The organism is Carboxylicivirga marina, from assembly GCF_016612505.1.
Classification (GTDB): Bacteria; Bacteroidota; Bacteroidia; order Bacteroidales; family Marinilabiliaceae; genus Carboxylicivirga; species Carboxylicivirga marina.
The window spans coordinates 179,665-198,448 of the sequence record NZ_JAENRR010000002.1 but is presented as its reverse complement, the minus strand read 5'-3'; the positions used below and the strand labels follow the sequence as shown (position 1 = coordinate 198,448).

13 protein-coding genes are annotated in these 18,784 nt (G+C 39.1%); 5 read left to right on the top strand and 8 right to left on the bottom strand.

From position 1 onward, the window contains the following. The first annotated feature begins 910 nt into the window (after nt 1-910). Complete coding sequence (locus JIV24_RS01835) at nt 911-1,612, top strand: DUF6261 family protein (protein ID WP_234445665.1); 702 nt, start codon at nt 911-913, stop codon at nt 1,610-1,612. Nucleotides 1,613-1,705: 93 nt separating this feature from the next. On the opposite strand, the gene JIV24_RS01830 is transcribed toward JIV24_RS01835, so the two are convergent. The 6 genes from JIV24_RS01830 to JIV24_RS01805 form a co-directional block, all read right to left on the bottom strand. Beyond that, on the bottom strand, nt 1,706-2,029 hold the full coding sequence (locus JIV24_RS01830) for a hypothetical protein (protein ID WP_200463292.1): 324 nt from the start codon (nt 2,027-2,029) through the stop codon (nt 1,706-1,708). Between the two features lie 255 nt (nt 2,030-2,284). Then, nucleotides 2,285-3,499 carry a hypothetical protein gene (locus JIV24_RS01825; RefSeq protein WP_200463291.1) on the bottom strand — a complete coding sequence of 405 codons (1,215 nt, stop codon included), beginning with the start codon at nt 3,497-3,499 and terminating at the stop codon, nt 2,285-2,287. A 116-nt stretch (nt 3,500-3,615) separates the two neighbouring features. Then, nucleotides 3,616-4,239, bottom strand: a complete 624-nt coding sequence (locus tag JIV24_RS01820) for an outer membrane beta-barrel protein (RefSeq protein WP_200463290.1) — start codon at nt 4,237-4,239, stop codon at nt 3,616-3,618. 161 nt (nt 4,240-4,400) lie between these two features. Then, entirely contained in the window at nt 4,401-4,871 is a 471-nt protein-coding gene (locus JIV24_RS01815; RefSeq protein ID WP_200463289.1) for a T9SS type A sorting domain-containing protein, read from the bottom strand. Between the two features lie 702 nt (nt 4,872-5,573). Next, the gene (locus JIV24_RS01810; RefSeq protein WP_200463288.1) at nt 5,574-7,061 is read right to left on the bottom strand and encodes a 4Fe-4S binding protein; all 1,488 of its coding nucleotides are present in this window, start codon (nt 7,059-7,061) and stop codon (nt 5,574-5,576) included. Between the two features lie 97 nt (nt 7,062-7,158). Beyond that, nucleotides 7,159-8,571: an alginate export family protein gene (locus JIV24_RS01805; protein ID WP_200463287.1), complete on the bottom strand. Its 1,413-nt coding sequence runs from the start codon at nt 8,569-8,571 to the stop codon at nt 7,159-7,161. Nucleotides 8,572-8,794: 223 nt separating this feature from the next. Between JIV24_RS01805 and JIV24_RS01800 the strand changes: the two genes are divergently transcribed. Next, nucleotides 8,795-9,463: a Crp/Fnr family transcriptional regulator gene (locus JIV24_RS01800; RefSeq protein WP_200463286.1), complete on the top strand. Its 669-nt coding sequence runs from the start codon at nt 8,795-8,797 to the stop codon at nt 9,461-9,463. Nucleotides 9,464-9,623: 160 nt separating this feature from the next. On the opposite strand, the gene JIV24_RS01795 is transcribed toward JIV24_RS01800, so the two are convergent. Then, the gene (locus tag JIV24_RS01795) at nt 9,624-11,009 is read right to left on the bottom strand and encodes an FAD-binding oxidoreductase (RefSeq protein ID WP_200463285.1); all 1,386 of its coding nucleotides are present in this window, start codon (nt 11,007-11,009) and stop codon (nt 9,624-9,626) included. 269 nt (nt 11,010-11,278) lie between these two features. Here JIV24_RS01795 and JIV24_RS01790 point away from each other — a divergent pair, with 269 nt between their 5' ends. After that, nucleotides 11,279-11,800: a CvpA family protein gene (locus JIV24_RS01790; protein ID WP_200463284.1), complete on the top strand. Its 522-nt coding sequence runs from the start codon at nt 11,279-11,281 to the stop codon at nt 11,798-11,800. A 3-nt stretch (nt 11,801-11,803) separates the two neighbouring features. On the opposite strand, the gene JIV24_RS01785 is transcribed toward JIV24_RS01790, so the two are convergent. After that, complete coding sequence (locus JIV24_RS01785) at nt 11,804-14,779, bottom strand: PAS domain S-box protein (protein ID WP_200463283.1); 2,976 nt, start codon at nt 14,777-14,779, stop codon at nt 11,804-11,806. A 244-nt stretch (nt 14,780-15,023) separates the two neighbouring features. On the opposite strand from JIV24_RS01785, the gene rsgA reads away from it, so the two are divergent. Together rsgA and JIV24_RS01775 are read left to right on the top strand one after the other, a co-directional pair. Further along, nucleotides 15,024-15,953, top strand: coding sequence for a ribosome small subunit-dependent GTPase A (gene rsgA / locus JIV24_RS01780; protein ID WP_200463282.1), 930 nt, complete (start codon nt 15,024-15,026; stop codon nt 15,951-15,953). A 25-nt stretch (nt 15,954-15,978) separates the two neighbouring features. After that, nucleotides 15,979-18,783: a response regulator gene (locus JIV24_RS01775; RefSeq protein WP_200463281.1), complete on the top strand. Its 2,805-nt coding sequence runs from the start codon at nt 15,979-15,981 to the stop codon at nt 18,781-18,783. The last annotated feature ends 1 nt before the right edge of the window (nt 18,784 follow it).

The following is an 18,784-nucleotide window of genomic DNA, read 5'->3' as shown; positions in this document are numbered from 1 at the left end:
CTTTTATTCTGAAGCATGATTCTTTTGTTAATATCGCACCATTAATATACTGATTATTAATGAATTAACAAAGCGAACCATGCTTCTTTTTGCTTGACATTCAGCGTTTTAACTTACGTGGGAAACATCAGTAATTATAAAACATCGCCTCCTTATTATCATTTATCCAGTCACTGTTAACAATTGATATAAATTTAAAGATTGTACTATTCTTCTTTAACTTACATTAGAAACTGATGAACCTCTCCAAAATCCACACTCTTCTTAATCGCCACACTATCTATCGCCATGTGATTTCATCCTTAGCTCATCACTCTTTGCATCTCGTCACAACAAACTCTGCATTCCAAATGCTCAACTATTACCCATTCCACGTTAAAAAATCTCATTTCCTTATCAATAATTATTATCTTTTGTATTACATTTACATTAACCATTTAATATCGTACAACTAAACAAATAACAACTTAACCAAATCATGAATTACATCAGTTACCCTAACCCCAGATCTGCACCACTATTTCCAGGTGCAACACAGCTCACCAACTACATTATTAAAACCCAATTCGGGTTATCACATCACCATTCAGGTTAAATAAAAAAGGAAATTGAAGGGATATTGCGGCGTTTGAAGCATCCTCATCGTGACGAATGGTCACACGCTGGCGTTTCATGATTCGTCATAATGACGAATGGTAAAAACAAGATGTTTCTTCAATCGTCACCATGACGTTTGACCAAACGAAGGCGCGCAGCCTTTCGTCATTATGACGATTGCCCCCGCGTTGATGTTTCACCAATCGTCACCATGATCCTGAGAAAAATAGTTTTCGCCAGGATCATGGTGATCACAACTTTTAATACCACAGGCATTGTGCTTTTCATATAAACCTAAAACAAATAAATTATGATGGAAAAATTAAGATCATCGAGCCGCACCACGGAAGTAGACAGCGTGGGCAGGCAAATACTGGATGCCATGAAAAAAGGCGACTGGTCGGCCGATACTCATTTGAGCAGTCTGCAGGTAGAGATTAGCCAACGATCGTTAGCCTTAAACACGGCCATTAAACGCGACAAGTCGGAGTCGGAACTGGAAGAGAATGACAGCCAACGCGATGCAGACACCAGGGATGTGTTTTACCTAAATATGGGCTTTTTGCACCATCCTGACGAAACAATAAAGCAGGCTGCCGTGGCGGTGCAAACAGTGCTCGACAAGTATACTCTGGACATTGTGAGACAAAGCAATGCGGTACAATCGTCGCTGACCGAGTCCTTGTTAAATGACCTGATGGCAACGGATATTCAACCTTTTGTTGGCACCCTACCGGGATTAAGTGTATTAATCTCGCGACTTGATGCTTCACAAGATGGCGTGAAAGCGTCTAATCTCACTTACCTGGCCAGCAAGGCCAATGATGAGAATCAGGCTACAGCCAGCGAGGTAAAAAAGGAATTGCTAAACAGCATTAACGATAAGCTGGTGGTGTATTTGCGTGCTATGGTACAAGTAGATGAAGCAAAGTATTCGGATTTGCACAATACCGTAGCACAAATAATTGAAACCAATAATATGAATGTAAAGAAGCGCTATAATAAAGCGGAATAGCAAATAGTGACAATGCCTGTAATTTTAAAGACCATAAGGAAGCTCCTTATGGTCTTTTTATAATTATTGTATACAAATCAATATCAATGAGGTTTACTTCTTCTTCAGTTCATCAGCTACACGCTGTGCATCTACCGAAAATTTATCATCACCCTCTAATTTCCATTCGCCTGTTTTTTCGATGTAATGCTTCACCGTTTTTTCTACAACTATATCATATCCACCATGCAGAGCCAATAGCTTTTGTACCTCTTTAATGTAGTCTTTCATGCGCGAATCATTTTCTAGCACAATATCCCACAACCTTTTCATACGCTTAGATTGCTGTTTAATATCCTGATCGCTTGCCTTAAAAGCCATTAAAAAAAGTGAAAGCGCTTTCGCTTCGGCCGATGGTTTTTCTGTTCTTCTATTCATTTTCATCCTCCATTTATCTAAGGACAAAAGTAATTGAATAATTAACAACACTGTAGCTTATTCAATATTAGGTATCGAAACACCTTATACAGGCATTATTGAACATTGCGTATGCCATTATCAATTCCTGTGCCACTATCAAAATGTGGGTATTAATGTATGTGAAAAAAGAGCTGCAATAAAGGTATTGCAGCTCTTACGATATTAAGTTGGTACCCTATAAGGCACCGGCCATCAGTCGCATCATTTTATGCATTACTTCACCAATAAGAATTTAAAGGTTACTGGCGTTTGTAATGTTACTGTATTGTTTGTAGGATTGAAAAGCACAACCTTAAGTTTGGCATCTCCGCCACCAGCTACACTCTGAAGGTAAACAGACAGCAAACAACCCTTTAGGTCCACATTTGCTGATGCCAGAAAAAGGTCGCCCATCTCGAATGGTTTTCCTTCAATAGGAGGAATCTGAAGACTCGCCGGTGATTCCCACGATTGACCCGCCGATATATCACCATTACTTCCGACAGGAATTGTAAAAGTACCATCTGAATCCACACTGGCAGAAATAGGTGGCGATGCAATGGTTATTTGCCCTGCCGTTTCAGTAATTAGAATACCATCACCCGGTGTAATCTTGGTAGGCACAAATCGACCGCTGGCTGCATCCCCAATTAATATCTGACCATCCACTAGATTGGAACCATCAGAACCAGTACCACCATTTGCCACTGGTAAAATATTAGTCACCTTTGATGTTAAATCAACAGTAGCATCTGCGATGTCTTCATTTAGAATCGTTCCATCTAATATCTCTGCACTTTCGACAGCTCCTGTTGCAATATCACCAGCCACAATCGTCTCATCTAAAATCTCTGATGACTCAACAGCACCGGTCGCAATATCTTGAGCTTGAATTGTTTCGTCAAGTATTTCTGACGTTTCAACGGCACCCGTATTGATATCCTCTGCTAAAATTGCCTCATCCACAATCTTATGAGTAGTAATGGAGTTATCTGCAATATCATCGGTATAAAAAGCAAACGGAACAGCCATTAATTTGTCGTAGTTAACCTGTTTATACGAACCATCGTTATTTTTAGATATCTCAACCATTAACCACTGATCGCCGTTAATCCATGGAATATCTAACAACTTGGCATAGTCGCCACCCACTGCTGTTCCAAGACCTATCGTCGCTCCAAACATTCCATATTTATCAGTGGTGGTTATATGCTCCTCTTCGTAGTAGGTCACCGTCCCCGAAGGACCATCGGTAATTGTAAAACGAATACCAATCTCACGCTCGAATAATGGTTTATTAACCACATCAGCACCAACTATTTCATGGTTTTCATCATCAAAGGCAACCGCCTGATAATTAATCCCCTCCAGGTTAGCCACTTTATCCTGAGCCTTTACAGCTAATCCGGCTAACAAGAAAACTGCTATTAAAACTATATATTTATTCATCTGTTCAAATTTATTTTCGTTTGTTTCGTGTAACACGCAATGGTTTTTAGTTGCTCTTGTTTGTGCAGAAGTACAAAAAAACGCATTGGTGTCTTACCTGTTTTTAAGCTCGTCAATTACAATGTAAAGGCCACTCCAACAGAAGCACCAAATAATTTATTGGCAGACTCTTGCTCACCACTGGTCTCCAGATTTTGCAAACCCATCATGTAATTTAAATCGAGGAATAGCGAGATGTGCTCGCTCACCGAATAGTTGACACCTGGGCTGATAAATACACCAAAGTCATTATTACTAATCTGTCCGGCTTCTTTGATGTCGTAATGTTCATTGTTAATTACCTGATTAGCTTTTAACAGAAAGGCATAATACCCACTAACAGATGCATGAACTGCAAACTCACCAAACGAATAATTGTATCCTACTCCCAAACGGGCATCAGCATATCGTAAATCCCATATATAATTAGATGTATCATAAATATAAGAAGCACCTGCCTTACGCATACCTAGTTTTGCGGGGAAAAACAATCCGTTTTCCATTGAGTAACGATACCCCAAGGCATAACTACCTGAATAGGCAGGATTATAATCCTTAATGGCTTCACCTGCACTATTCGTAAAGCTGAAGTTGGTAATGTTTTGAGAAACATCGACTGTCACACTATGCTGTGCCAACGATGCTGTTGATACACCTGCCAGTAAACAAATGCCAACAAGTAGTTTATTAATTAATTTCATTGTCAATTTAATTATTAGATAAATAAATGAGTCAAGCTAATAACCAGATTTGTCAAAGCACAACTGAATATTCAGACTGGTGACTTCTGCTTATTGAGCTATACCACATCAGGGTTGTATCCATTGCAATAACATTAACGGATGGCCCTACCCCTCTGTGCTTACTTCTTTACAACTTTTGATTTATGTGTGTGCTTACCATCGGAAACGATGACAAAATAAATCCCCGCAGGCCAATTACTGCAGTTTACCTGGTATTTATTCAATAACGATTGAGTGTTACTGTAAATCAGCGAACCACTCATGTCAATCACCTTAATATGCGCATCTTTTAATGATGCACCCGCTTTGATATTTAACTCCTGACCAACCGGATTCGGATATACCTGAAGCTCCATTTTAAACGTTGATGACAACTTTTCAACTTCGAAATGTGTCGATTGAATAAAGCCTGGCTTGACGCCTGATGTTCTGGGCGTACTGTATGGCAAACCGATGGATTGTTGCACACTGATCTCATCCGTACTTATCGACTTGCCAACTGTACCAATAGATTGTCGTACAACCGTTTGAGCAAAGCCCAGGTTATGCATCATGATAAATGCAATAATAAAAAAAGATACTTTTAACATGTTACGATGTTTAGGTAATTTATAACACCTAGAGTACGTATCGATGTATATAGGGTTACATGTATTTCTCAACTTTGGAAAGAGACAGGGCAACAGCCATGTCTTCATCTAGACAAGGCTAACAGGTAATATTAGAATTCTCAAGCTAGTTATTTTTAGTAGATAGACACAGCTGAACAAAATAAATCACATACATCAACTGTTATGCAACAAAACACACTCCTCAAACTGTCTTTCTGACTATTACCTCATTTGCACATAACGCTATCAAAAGTTTTACATCATACATTCGCAGGATTTTTGAAGCAATATTACGTAACTAATCAGTTTACATATATTTGAGAAAAGTCTTGACGAAAATACATGAGTAAATCAAGACTTTTTTATTGTGTAACACAACAAAAATAATTGCTATCTCTCTATTCTGATTTAATATTCGATTGACTCGAACGAAGTAACACAGTTTTTTAACGTGGATAGTCATCAATTTAAGATGAATGACAGTCGGATGATTTAATGCGTTTGACAGAATGAAAAATGCAAAATAGTAGTGTCTATTTAAATCAAAGCTCATAAGGTAACAATTGCCATATGGGCTTTGATTTTAAAAAAAACCTGAGCTCTGGCTACTCAGGTTTAATTTGAATGTGTAAACAAACAACGCCTATGTCAAGGCAAAAGCATTTATATAAAATCGATACCTTACGCACTTTCGTAACGTATCTTCTCCTTCTTAACTCCCAGTTGGCTTAATGTTTTTAACGATGCATCAATCATCGGTTTAGGACCGCACATATAAATAACATTATCTGTCAAATCGAGCTGCTCCAAAACATTGGTTACAAAACCTTTTTGACCTGGCCACTTGTCATCAAAGGCAATAACCGGTATAAATTCAAACTTGTTATTCTCCTTTTCCATCGCTTTAAACTTATCGATGTAAATAAGTTCACTTTCTTTATTCACTCCGTAAATCAATTTCACTTCTTCAATCTGATCGCGCTCAATGGCATCTTGAACCAACGGAACAAAAGGCGTAATACCAATACCCCCACCAACAAAAACGGCTTTTTTAGTCTTCTCATCTATCACAATCTCATCACCCAGAGGCCCCTCAAGCACGACGGTCATTCCTTCCTCGAAGTCGTTAAACAGAATTTCGGAACCATAGCCATTTGGGGCTTTCTTGACGGTAACGCCAATGCGATTGTTCTCTTCATCGAAATAAGACACTGAGAAAGCTCTGAACATTTCTGGTTTATCCTGAATCTTAACCAAAATAAACTGACCAGCTTTAAATTTTATCGATTCATCAGACAGTTGAAAAACAAATTCTTTCACATCACCCTTAAGGGCTGTAATACGATGGATAGTAGTTGTAAATCGACCCCTGTTTTCACCAGCTTCTTTTTTTACATTTTTGGTAATGAACCTTGCTGTGTTTTCATTTGAAAAGGTCAATATACCCGCCGGACAATTCCCCACACAGGTCGAACACTTAATACAATTATTGCTATCGAACTGGTTCTTTTTATTAAAGCTATTATATGGTGATAGCTGCATTGGACACACCCGTGCGCATTTGGCACATTTATGACATTGCTGCTCATCCGAAATGGTTACCATCTCTTCGGTAGCCTTTGTCACCTTTGCCTTTCGACCCATAAAGTGCGACAGCTTTTGCATAAAACCCATTGGGCACACATTACACCACATGCGCGGACTCACCAATAGACTAAAGGTGGTTCCCACCATCACCACCATCATGTAAGCATTGACAAACACAACACCTGTCTTATCCCAAAAATCAGCCGTTCCATATGATTCTGCCGCACGCATAAAACCAGTTCCCATGCGAAAACCAAACCATGCCATCACAATCAGCGAAAGCGCTGTCCATTGCATAAACTTCGGAATCTTTGTGTTTCGACTAAATGGTAACAGTAGAGAATCGTAATAAGAGCCATGCGAGCAAATATTACCACACCAGTAGCGTCCCTTAAAAAAGGATGCAATCAAAAGACCAATCATAATGGGGATAACCAGAAGTCCCAATTTAGGCTCAAACTGACCTGCAATGGCCACCATAAGTGTGAAAAGAAACGCATATTTTCTTACAACAGTAAAAGTCCTTTTGGCCTTTATATTATAGGCCGGCTTTAAGCTTGAATAATTAATGACTTGTGACATGATGTATCAATGTTCTTAAAAGGATTAATAATTTTAAAAGAGCAGGATAGTTGCGATTTTTTTCAGACTTAATCGGGTATTGTTTTTGAGAATATCTTTAAAGGAACTTAGGTTTTACGGTTAGCATAATCCAGCCAAAATAGTTGTTACCCATATCGTGCAGCTCCTTGCTAGCCGCATCTTTATAACCATAAACCATTTGGTTTTTAATATCAGAAACAATACCATAGCTAAAACCGGCTTTCAGGTTAATGTCTGGTGATAATTGATAAACTGTTTTCACATCGAAATACCGCCCCAGATTGCCTTTCCAATATACAGGGTTGCCGTTTTCATCAACTTCGCCACCCTTAGGTTTTTGAGTTATCGGATCGATTGTGGCATGCGCCCTCACATCGGTTGTCAGGTACGGAAAAAAGAAAGCTGCTTCCACAAAGCCTTTTTTACTGTATCGGTATTTAGCTTTAATAAACGGATCGAAATAACCACCGCTTTTAGTCCCTAACTTATAGCTCTCCTGAAAAACAAAATGATTCATGTTACCGCCATAATAAGGCAGAATAGCACTGTACTGCATATCAAAGGTGTGACGCGTATTTTGGTAATCCGCATCAGTATCTTTATAATCGTGGCCCGATATCAACTCAGCTCCGGCTTTTAGCTCCAACTTTTTATTTAACGTACGCACCCCGGCTTCAAACGATAACAGGTAGGCCGAAATACCTTTATAGGCATTATCTGAACCTTTGTTCACATCCGTTCCGTGCTGGTAATAGGCCGAGAAACGCAATAAAAAGCCATCGTTGCCTTTTTTACCGTAGTTATGCAAGAGGTTGATGCCGTGTGTACCCGTTGCCAAGAGGTTATTTTTGGTGGTGTCCATTCTGCCGGATAAGGTGGCCATAGCCGCAATACTTGTCTTAGAGCCCAGCTGACGATGCAAGCGAATGAAATTCATGGTTTTTAACTTCAGGGGATTCCAGTCCGAATTATCGGGTATACCTTGTCGGCTACCATCGTTGTTGTATGACAAGCCAATATCCAGCTTGCTTTTACCGCTCTTCAATTCATATAGTAATCCATCGTAACTCTGACCTGCCGTTAGCCAATCACGAAAACTTAAAATGCGCATATCATCATAATTCCACTCCTGACGCCCAATTTTAAGCGATGAATTTTCATTTACATTTAATTTCACCCAGGCTTCGTACAAACCAAATGAATTGGAGTTACCAAAAGCACCTACTTTATTGACGATGTCATCACCACCCCACATGCGGGCATCTTGCAAGGTAATACGTGTTGAATACTTGTCTTTTGAGTAATCAAATTGCACACGTGTTCGTTGATCAAAGTAAGCTTTAGCATCAGTACCATCCAAAACGGGCACTTTAAAGCCGTGGTCAACAATACCTCTGCTTCGTAATTCACCACTAATATTTACCTGTGCTGTGCTTATTGTCATCAGACTGCTTAAGAGCAGTACAACTACCAGAATTTTTTTGTTCATGTTGTCTGTTTTATATGAGCACAAAAGTAGATTGTACTGTTATTCACCGAAAACAAAAGCAGTTGTGATAAATCCGGATGACGTATGTAATATTATATGAATTTTCATACAAAATATAATAACGCCCTTCGTATATATGCAACTATAGATGTAAAAGAGAGCAACAACTGCATCGGGCTATATCCATTGAAATGGTTATTTTTGTACACACAGCAAACATCTAATGGAAGACTTTTTTACATCGTACGAGTGTTTTAAAAACCTGTCAGAAGAAGACATTAAGCTATTTAATGATCAAAAAACTCAGGTCACATACTATAAGGGCGAAACCATTATTAAACAAGGCGCCTTTGCTGATTATGTCATTTTTGTCAACAACGGGCTTGCCCGAAAATTCAACCAGAAGGGCTTACAAAAGCAAATTAACTTACGATTGATAAAAAAAGGTGACTTCCTCGCCTATTTCACCATCTTCGGCGAAACAATCTATCCTTATTCAGTTGTCGCCATGAAAGAAACAACAGTGTGCATGATAGACAAGGACACTTTCAAATCGCTGCTTGTTAAAAATCCATTGTTTGCACTGGAGATGACATCGCGCAATTACAAAAGGGAGCACAGGTACCTGGATATCATTTATGACCTGACCTATAAGCAAATGCGTGGAAAGCTGGCCTCTACCCTGCTGTATTTGTCATCAGACCAGTTCAAAGATGAAAATGTATTTGATTACCTTACCCGACAAGAAATTGCCGACTTTGCATCCATCACCATCGAAAGTGCCATTAAATTTATCAAAGAGTTTGAAAAAGAAGGCATGCTAAGTATTGAGAATAAAAAAATTATCATCAAAAATACGGATGCCCTGAAAGAAGTTAATCGTATTGGATAGACGCGAAACAGGCATATGCCGTTTTCACTTACTTAGCATTTAGACTAAGGTATTCGAGCATTTGACACTGCCGATCAATCAATAATACCAAATGTTTTTTTAAGTACGCTTAAATTTTAAAAACCCATAAGGTGCAAATGCCTTATGGGTTTAAGCCTTATTATTCCGGTTTAATATTCTGATTGACTCTAAAGAAATTATCCGGATCATATTTCTTTTTAACCTTTGTCAGTCGTTGGTAGTTATACTTAAAACTGGCCTTTACCCTTTCGTGCCCCTCTTCCATCATAAAGTTACTATAGGCACCACCGGCCGAATAGGGATGTAAGGCATCCCAATACGATTTACACCATTGTGTTATTTTATCGGCCTTAGCCGGATCAGGGTCAACACCTACAATAACACCAGCATACTTCGCATCGCGATAAGCCCAGGGCGTATCATCAGCTGCCGGTCGACTTCCTGCTCCGCTCAGTGGATATAAATGCATTTGCGACAACGGCGTTGGTATGTCTGCCCCAAACTTTCGATGAGCTGCAAGCACTTCAGGCCCTAGTTCGTTAAAGAAATCGGCCCGCCAATACCACTGCATACCACGTGGCATCATCGCATCAAACAAAGTTTGTACTGATGGATAAGGCATTTCGCCCACCATCTCAAACAATGGCTGTTTGGCCCTAACAGGTTCAAAAACTTTATCGGCATTTTTAGCATCACCACTATAACACCACACAATACCACAGAAAGGCTTGTTATGCAAATGAGCGGGGAACGGATCGCCGGGTATCACCATGGTGGCGATAAACCCATTGAGCTCATCAGGTGCAATATGTATAAACTGATGATACCAATCCATAATCTCTTCAGTTTTTTCGATTGGCCACAGCGTTGGACCTGCCACAACCGATGATAACGAATGTGCCTGAAACTTAAAGGCTGTTACTACACCAAAGTTTCCGCCGCCTCCACGAATGGCCCAGAATAAATCGGGGTGTTGATTCTCATTAACTGTTACAAAGCTGCCATCACTCAACACCATATCGGCTTCCAGCAGATTATCAATGGTCAGCCCGAAACGTCGGGTGAGGTGTCCCACACCACCTCCGAGCGTTAATCCGCCTACGCCGGTTGTGGAAATAATACCTGCTGGCACGGCTAATCCAAAAGCATGGGTAGCATGGTCTACTTCGCCCCACACATTTCCACCACCAACCCAAACTGTTTTATCAGCAGGATTAACTTTCACAAACTTAATGCCCGATAGATCGATCACCAGTCCATCATCACAAATTCCTAATCCGCCCGCATTGTGTCCACCACCTCTGATGCTGACCAGCAAATCCTGTTGCCGTGCAAACTTAACACACTGTATCACATCGGCTACATCCTGGCACATCACAATCATACCCGGACGTTTATCAATCATCCCGTTATATACTTTCCTGCAATTATCGTAATCCGAACTTTTTGACGTCAGCACTTCTCCTCTGATTGCACTACTGAATTCCTCAATAATAGATAAATCAATCCCATCTACATTTTTCATGGCTGCGATTTTTAATTTAAACCGACAATTTAAGGCCGTATAGAAATTTTGAAAAGGGATTTTGTGTTATAAAATACTAATTTGTCTTTTATTAACGATGCCGTTTGAAAAATAAGAGTTTTTATAATACGATTACTTAGCGCGCCATATTTAGATTCATTAAGAAAAAGAGTAAAACATCGTATCACTTTCGGTATCCCCAATTCTTTTTCTAATTTTAGCACATCAAAATGCAGAATTTCGGGACAACATCTGCTAAGCTAAACAACATGAATTATTTTGACATCGTCACAGGTATCATCTTGATATTGGCCATAATCAAGGGCTTTAAAAATGGATTAATCATTGAACTGGCCTCTTTAGCAGCTTTAGTTTTAGGCCTATTCGGTGCCATACAATTTAGCAGCATTACCGAATCGTATTTAATCGAATACATCGACTCATCTTACATCGGCATCGCCGCCTTCATTATCACATTTATACTTATTGTTGTTGGAGTACACTTAATCGCCAAAGCTGTTGATAAGCTGGTGTCGGCAATAGCATTAGGGATGATTAACAGGGTGTTGGGCGCCATTTTTAGCCTCCTTAAATATGCCTTTATTATTAGTGTAATAATGGCCATCCTGGGAAGTTTTGAACGTACTTACAGTATTATTCCAGAAGAACAAAAGGAATCATCTCACCTATTCGAACCATTGCGTTCGATAGCGCCATCGGTATTTCCTTATTTACAGTTTGATGATGTTCGTGAGCAATTTGACTCAGCTAAGAAAGGGATTAACGTTTAGGTTCTATTTTACTTCAACACCATTTAAAGAATCATTGAAGGCATGCAACAGTTCATCGCTGTTAACGGGCTTTTCAAATACATGCGCAAAACCCATCTCCTGATATTTCAATTTGTCTTCAGCATTTAACTTCTGAGTGGTTTGCCCGATAAATGGTACATATATCCCCATCTGTCTGATACTATCGATAAAGCCATCTAATTCAAGTCCGGGCATTTCTAAATCCATTAGAACAATATGAATGTCATTACGCTTGAGCAGCAATTCACGGGCTGATTTTTGAGTCCGAGCTGACATTAGTGTTATTTTCGTTCGATCAAGCACCTTGCGCATCTGTAACTGTGCCGTACTGGTTGCATCAATTAGCAGCATCATCTTATTAGCCCATGTGTAGTTGGCCGGCATCACCACTTTAGGCTCTTCCTTTTTAACTTCCTTCGCTACACCATTTACTTTTTCCTGGTTAGCAAGCGGAAGAGTAAAGTAGAATTCCGATCCGGTTTCGGGTTCTGAGTTTAAACCAATATCGCCACCATGAGCTGCTACCAGCCTTTTACAAATGGATAAACCTAATCCTGTACCGCCATAATTCTTTGAGGTACTCTCATCGGCTTGTCTGAAAGGTTCGAAAATAAACGATTGCATATCTGCAGCAACACCGATGCCGGTATCACGTACATAGAAACGAACATTATCACCTTCAGTGCTATAGCCAAATTCGATAAATCCTTTTTGTGTAAACTTAAAGGCATTGCCCAAGAGGTTGATCAACACCTGGCGTACTCGACGATGATCACATACCGCATTCAAAGTGGTTTTATCATCTGGTAGGTTAAGGTAGAACTTTAAGTGTGTTTTTTGGTCAATGGCCATGCGTTTTTCAAAGAGCAGGTGCAATTCAGTTAATAACTTAATTACATTATACGACTCTTTAACTAAGGTTAGTTCACCACTTTCAATCTTGGCCAAATCCACAATATCGTTAATCAGCTCCATCAGATTCTCTGAGCTTTTATTAACAATATCAACGTATTCAATCTTCTCTGTTTCTGAGATATTATCCTCCTTAAGCAAATTGGTAAAACCTACAATGGCATTTAGGGGAGTTCTTATCTCATGACTCATATTGGCCAAAAAAGCTGACTTAAGCTTATCGGCACCTACTGCTTTTTCTTTTGCTACCAACAACTCCTGCTCGGCCTTTTTCTTCTGGGTATAATCGCGACCTACAAGCAACACCGATGACAAGCGTGCATTTTTAGTTTCCGGTGTAATAGTCCAGTCAAAAGCACGAATAACATCTTTAAAACGGTATTCAAGCTCAATATTGGTTGATTCGGCTGAGGTAATCACCTTATCAACATTTACCATTAAGCCTTCCACCAATTCTTTGGGCAACTCCTTAATTGCACCAAGGTTATTACCTAAACAAAACTGCTCATGTAATTCAAAATCACTTAAGAAGGCTGTGTTGCAATAAGAAATGACACCCTTGCTGTCTATTCGCAGTATATGGTCAGGTGAATTCTCAGTTAAAGCTCTGAACTTTTGTTCACTGGTCTTTAACGATGCTTCATTATTCTTACGCTTAGTAATGTTATGTATCGACACATAATAATGTAAATCGCCATGTAAATTAAGTGTGGTTACATAAATTTCGGCATGAACCAGCTTCTTGTTTTTATTGATTAATTGAGTATCTCCCTTAAAATCAACGCCTCCTTTGACGTCCCCGATTATTTCTTCAAAACGCTTAACAAATTCATCTGTTGGAAAGATATCATTTACGCTCAGTTCGAATATTTCCTCATTGCTGTAATGAAGCATATCACACGCAGAAGTATTAGCATAAACCAACTGAAGCTTGTCGTTAATGATAAAAATACCATCAATGGTGGCCTCTATTAATTTTCGGTTGCGTTCTTCACTTTCTCTCAGGTGAACTTCTGTTTTCTTAACGTGGGTAATATCCTCACCTATTATGAGGTAACTATCTTCACCAGCATGTTGAGGAGCAGGTGTTCCGAGTACTTTTATGATAATTTCATCACCATACTTACTCTTCATATGCGCTTCCATACTGCCAATGCCATTCGTCTTTATATCGGTATAGAACTGACGAACCAACTCTTCATTATGCTCTCCATCGAAATACAAATCGGCAACCGAAGCCCCCAGTAACTCTTCTTTGGTATAACCTGATTGGGCAAGGGTAGCTTCATTAATGTATTTAATAACTCTGTTTTGCACGAGCATAATACCAACAGGTGCCGAGCTGAGAATATTTTGCAGAAATCGCTCTTTGTCGGCCAACTCCTTATTCACTTTAAGTACCTCGGCATGACTTTCTCGTATTTCAACAGATATCGCTTCTTGTTCGAAAGCATTGGCTATTAAACGCGCTGCCATTTGCAATAAATCGGTTTCGTGCGGCAGCCATTGTCTGTTAAAGCTACACTCATCAAACCCAATAAAACCATAATACTTTTCCTTAACCCATAAAGGATAAACGAGCACAGACTGAATACCCTGTTGAGATAAAGTATTGTGAACTTCCTGAGGTAAAGAAGTGACATCACTCGCTTGTATAATTCCATCTTCAACAAGCAGGCGTTGCCATTCTTTAAAATCGCTATAGGATAAATTTTGGAGATTTTCTTTTTCAGATGTCACTTCATTGTTGCACCATTCGTAGGTATTTGAGAAATCGATACCATTAGCATGATTTTCAAAAATATAAATACGGCTGACATCGGCAAATTGTCCAAGCACTTCAAGCACCTGGCTCATACGCTTCTGAAAGGAGTCATCAGCAGCTAATAGTGTAGATAAATACAAAGGTAGGTATCCCGATGAAACAGCCTGCCTATCACCTTCTGGCTTAAAAGGCATCCCCCAGGCTCCATGATAAATACGTTTCATCATGCGCTTCAATCGTGCATTCTCTGCTTCTAATACTTTTACCTTCTTATCGTCCACTTTATTGAATGTGTATTTAATCGTCAAACCACGTTGACCTATACAAAAATAGATAATTAACAGGCATAATTACCTTCGTTGCTAAATGAAAATGACCTGTTCGTGTAAAAAAAGCAACATTTTTAAGCTTCATATTCCAAATTAACATTCTATTTCGCCAAAAGATATGCTTTGAGCTAAAAAGAATTAAAACATAATGGGTATTTTTGAATCATTCGTTTATTTTTGAGAAAAATGTTTTTGGATGGAGCAAAAAAATGGATTAGTAATTAAGTCGACCGGCAGTCGCTACACCGTTTTGTCTGATAATGGCGAAATAGTAGTCTGTCAAATAAGAGGAAAAATCAGGCTAAAAGGCATTAAAAGCACTAATCCGGTATCTGTTGGCGATCGCGTTGTTTATGACGATGATGGTTCGAACGAAGGCGTTATTTCTAAAATAGAAGAACGTAAAAACTACATTATCCGTAAAGCCACCAATTTATCAAAGGAATCACATATTATTGCTGCCAATGTTGATCAGGCGGTATTAATTGTGACCATCAATTACCCAATGACATCGCGAGTTTTTGTAGACCGCTTTATTGCTGCATCTGAAGCTTATGGCATACCTGTTACGATAATATTCAATAAAACCGACAGGTACGATGCGAAACACATGCAAATTTTAGACGATTGGCGTAACCTTTACGAAGGAATTGGCTATAAAACATTAGCGGTGTCGGCAAAAAAGCAAGCTGACTTAAGTGAAGTGGAAGCCTTACTGAAAAATAAAATATCAGTGCTAAGCGGACACTCCGGTGTAGGCAAATCAACTTTAATTAACCGCGTTGAACCTGAACTGAACCTTAAAACAGCCGAAATTTCTGCCATTCATCAATCGGGCAAGCACACAACAACATTTGCCGAGATGCATGCACTTAGTTTTGGCGGTTACATAATTGACACTCCTGGCATCAGAGGCTTTGGATTGATTCATATAGAGAAAGAAGAGTTGTATCATTACTTTAAAGAGATATTTGAATTTGCTGAAAATTGCCGTTTTAACAACTGCTCGCATTACAGCGAACCTGGTTGCAGTGTTAAAGAAGCCGTTGAAAGTGGTAACATAGCACTTTCGAGGTACGAGAGTTATCTAAGCATATTACTTAACCGCAACGAAAAATACAGATAAATAAAGGCCTGCGCCAAGTCAATTAATGAGAAGAGCTTTTACCATAGCGTTTATCAGTATTGCATTTTTGATAGTCTCCAACGTCTATTATTACATCGACACGTACAAATGGCAGATAGAGACTCAGGAAGACATCCTACTGAAGCAATCGCTGATGGTACGAGACAAACTCAGTCAATTTGCCAATAAAACCAACACTGGCATATCCATATTAATCTCTCAAAAAGAACTGGACAGCCTTTTCATATCACGCGGTCATTCCATTGAAGTTCAAAAAAGACTTGAGCTTTTATACAGCGGCTTTAGTGAGCATTTGAATGAATTATCGATTTACGACACCAAGGGCAACGAATTTGAATTACGACGAAGCAAACAAGGCACCTTCATTTCAGCTTTCAGTCATACCGAAAACGTTAGTGTAAGAAAAGCCAAAGTGCTAATCAATCCGCAAGGAACACGTATTTTATACATTCAACCCCTACATAAGGAAAGTGAAATAATCGGCTTTGTAAAATTCGATATGGATCTGAACGATTTCTTCGAGTCAATATTTCATAACTTCCATGTTGAGAATGTAAACTTTCAATGGGTAATGAAGCCCAACGGAGAAGTTGTTTATAACACCTTACTTCAAAATAGATTTATTCCGATTCTTAATGGTATTGATGATAAAATCGGAAATGAAGATTGGTTTTCGAGTGTGCATAACATTGAGGTTAATGGCGAAAAAACCAAAGTACTTACCATGTTTAGCCAACTATACCTTAACGAAGTAAGTTACTATTTGGCCTTTTCAATGCCGAAGAAAATAATCACGGAATCCATCGCACGATATTCCTTTTTAGTTGGAGGAATATCTTTGTTTATCATCTGCCTAATAGTGCTGGTTTTTAGCATCTATCAACGAAGGCATGCCAATGATGAACAAACGCTTATGAAATCAGAACAGGCGCTACGTAAAATGGTGTATTACATGCCTGTAGGCGTTGTACTGATGGATAATCGCAATCGAATCAGACAGGTTAACAAAGCCGCATTAAAACTATTTGCCTTTGACGATGAAGACCAGTTAGTAGGTCGACTGGCAAGTGACGAGATTCTATTTGAGAATAAAATACGATTAGACAAAACCACTTATTCAGCAAAGTCAAATAAGTACATTCTCAAAAGCAAAAACAATGAGGAGACCGTCATACTGCACGAACAAATACCCTTTTACCTGCTACGTGAGAAGTACTCAATTCAGGTATTTGTAGAAGTATCTTCGCTTGAGAAGGAACGAAAAGATGAAGAGATGGCGCACAAAGCCAAATCGACATTTATCGCTAACATCAGTCATGAATTACGAACGCCATTAAACGGCATTATTGGCATGACTGACATTCTAATATCATCTGAAAAAGATGATAACGAAAGAAATTTATTATCTGTTGTAAAGCGTTCAGCAGATACATTATTGGCACTAATAAACGACATACTCGACTTTTCAAAAATGGAAGCCGGTCGATTTGAGATTGAATCTATCCCTTTTGATTTGCGTGAGGAAATTGAAGACACTATAAAATCGTTTTCGCCAAGAGCGAAGGACAAAGGCATCAAACTAACCTGGACCTCTTTGATGAAATTACCCGACAACTATCTAGGTGATCAAATCAGAATACGTCAGGTTTTAAATAACTTATTAAGCAACGCCATTAAGTTCACCGATAAAGGACGCATTCATTTAAGTGTTAAACAAGCCCGAGGGGTTAATGGATCGCCTGTCATTCTATTTTCTCTAAAAGACACCGGCATTGGTATCAAACAAGATAAAATCAATACCATTTTCAACTCATTCTCTCAAGAAGATGAAAGTACAACGCGTAAATATGGAGGCAGCGGGTTGGGAATAACTATTTCAAAACAATTGGTGAATATGATGGGTGGTGAAATATGGGTTAATAGTCCTTCAGGTATTTCCGATGAGCCTGATTCGCCTGGTGCGGAGTTTGCATTCACCATTCCTTATAAATCAAAAACGCACAATAAGCATTTCAACTACAATCATATTTCCAATCTTCGTAAAGTAAGAGCCTTTGTTATTTCCGACGAGCCACTTCAGGTTCGAATTCTGATAAAAAACCTTGCATCCTTACACATCGACTACAAGGTACTTCCACCATCTACAGAGTCTATTGATATTATCAGAACCGATAATAAACACCATCTGCTTATCATTGATCATCGCCCCGATTTTAATGGTCTGGAGTTCTTACAAACCATTTACAATCACCGCTTACACAAGCGGATGCCTATTATCATGCAAAGTTCCGATTTTGAACCATCTAACACCTCTTTAGCCAAGCGAATTGGTGCCGATGTGTATTTACGAAAACCCGTTGAATTAAAAACCTTGGAAGAATTTGTCATCCGTTTCTTCCCAAATATTCAGAGCAATAGATTATCCATTGCCCAATTACAAAACACCCAGTCTTTAAAAGTACTTGTAGCTGAAGATAACATTCTTAACCAACGTGTAGCTAAAAACCTGTTTGGCAAAATAGGACACAAAATTGATATTGCATCCAATGGGCTCGAAGCTGTTATTAAGATGCGAAAAAACAAATACGACATTGTTTTTATGGATGTACTAATGCCTGAAATGGATGGCATAGAAGCACTACAACAAATGCGTACAACTGGCGAAAATTGCCCTGTAATAGCCATGACAGCCAGTGTTGATGAGTCGGAGCGAGAACGAGTACTTAATGCTGGTATGGATGACTTCATTACCAAACCAACCAAAGTAGAAGATCTATCGCGCATGATTGCCAAGTGGTGTAATGTTTAGT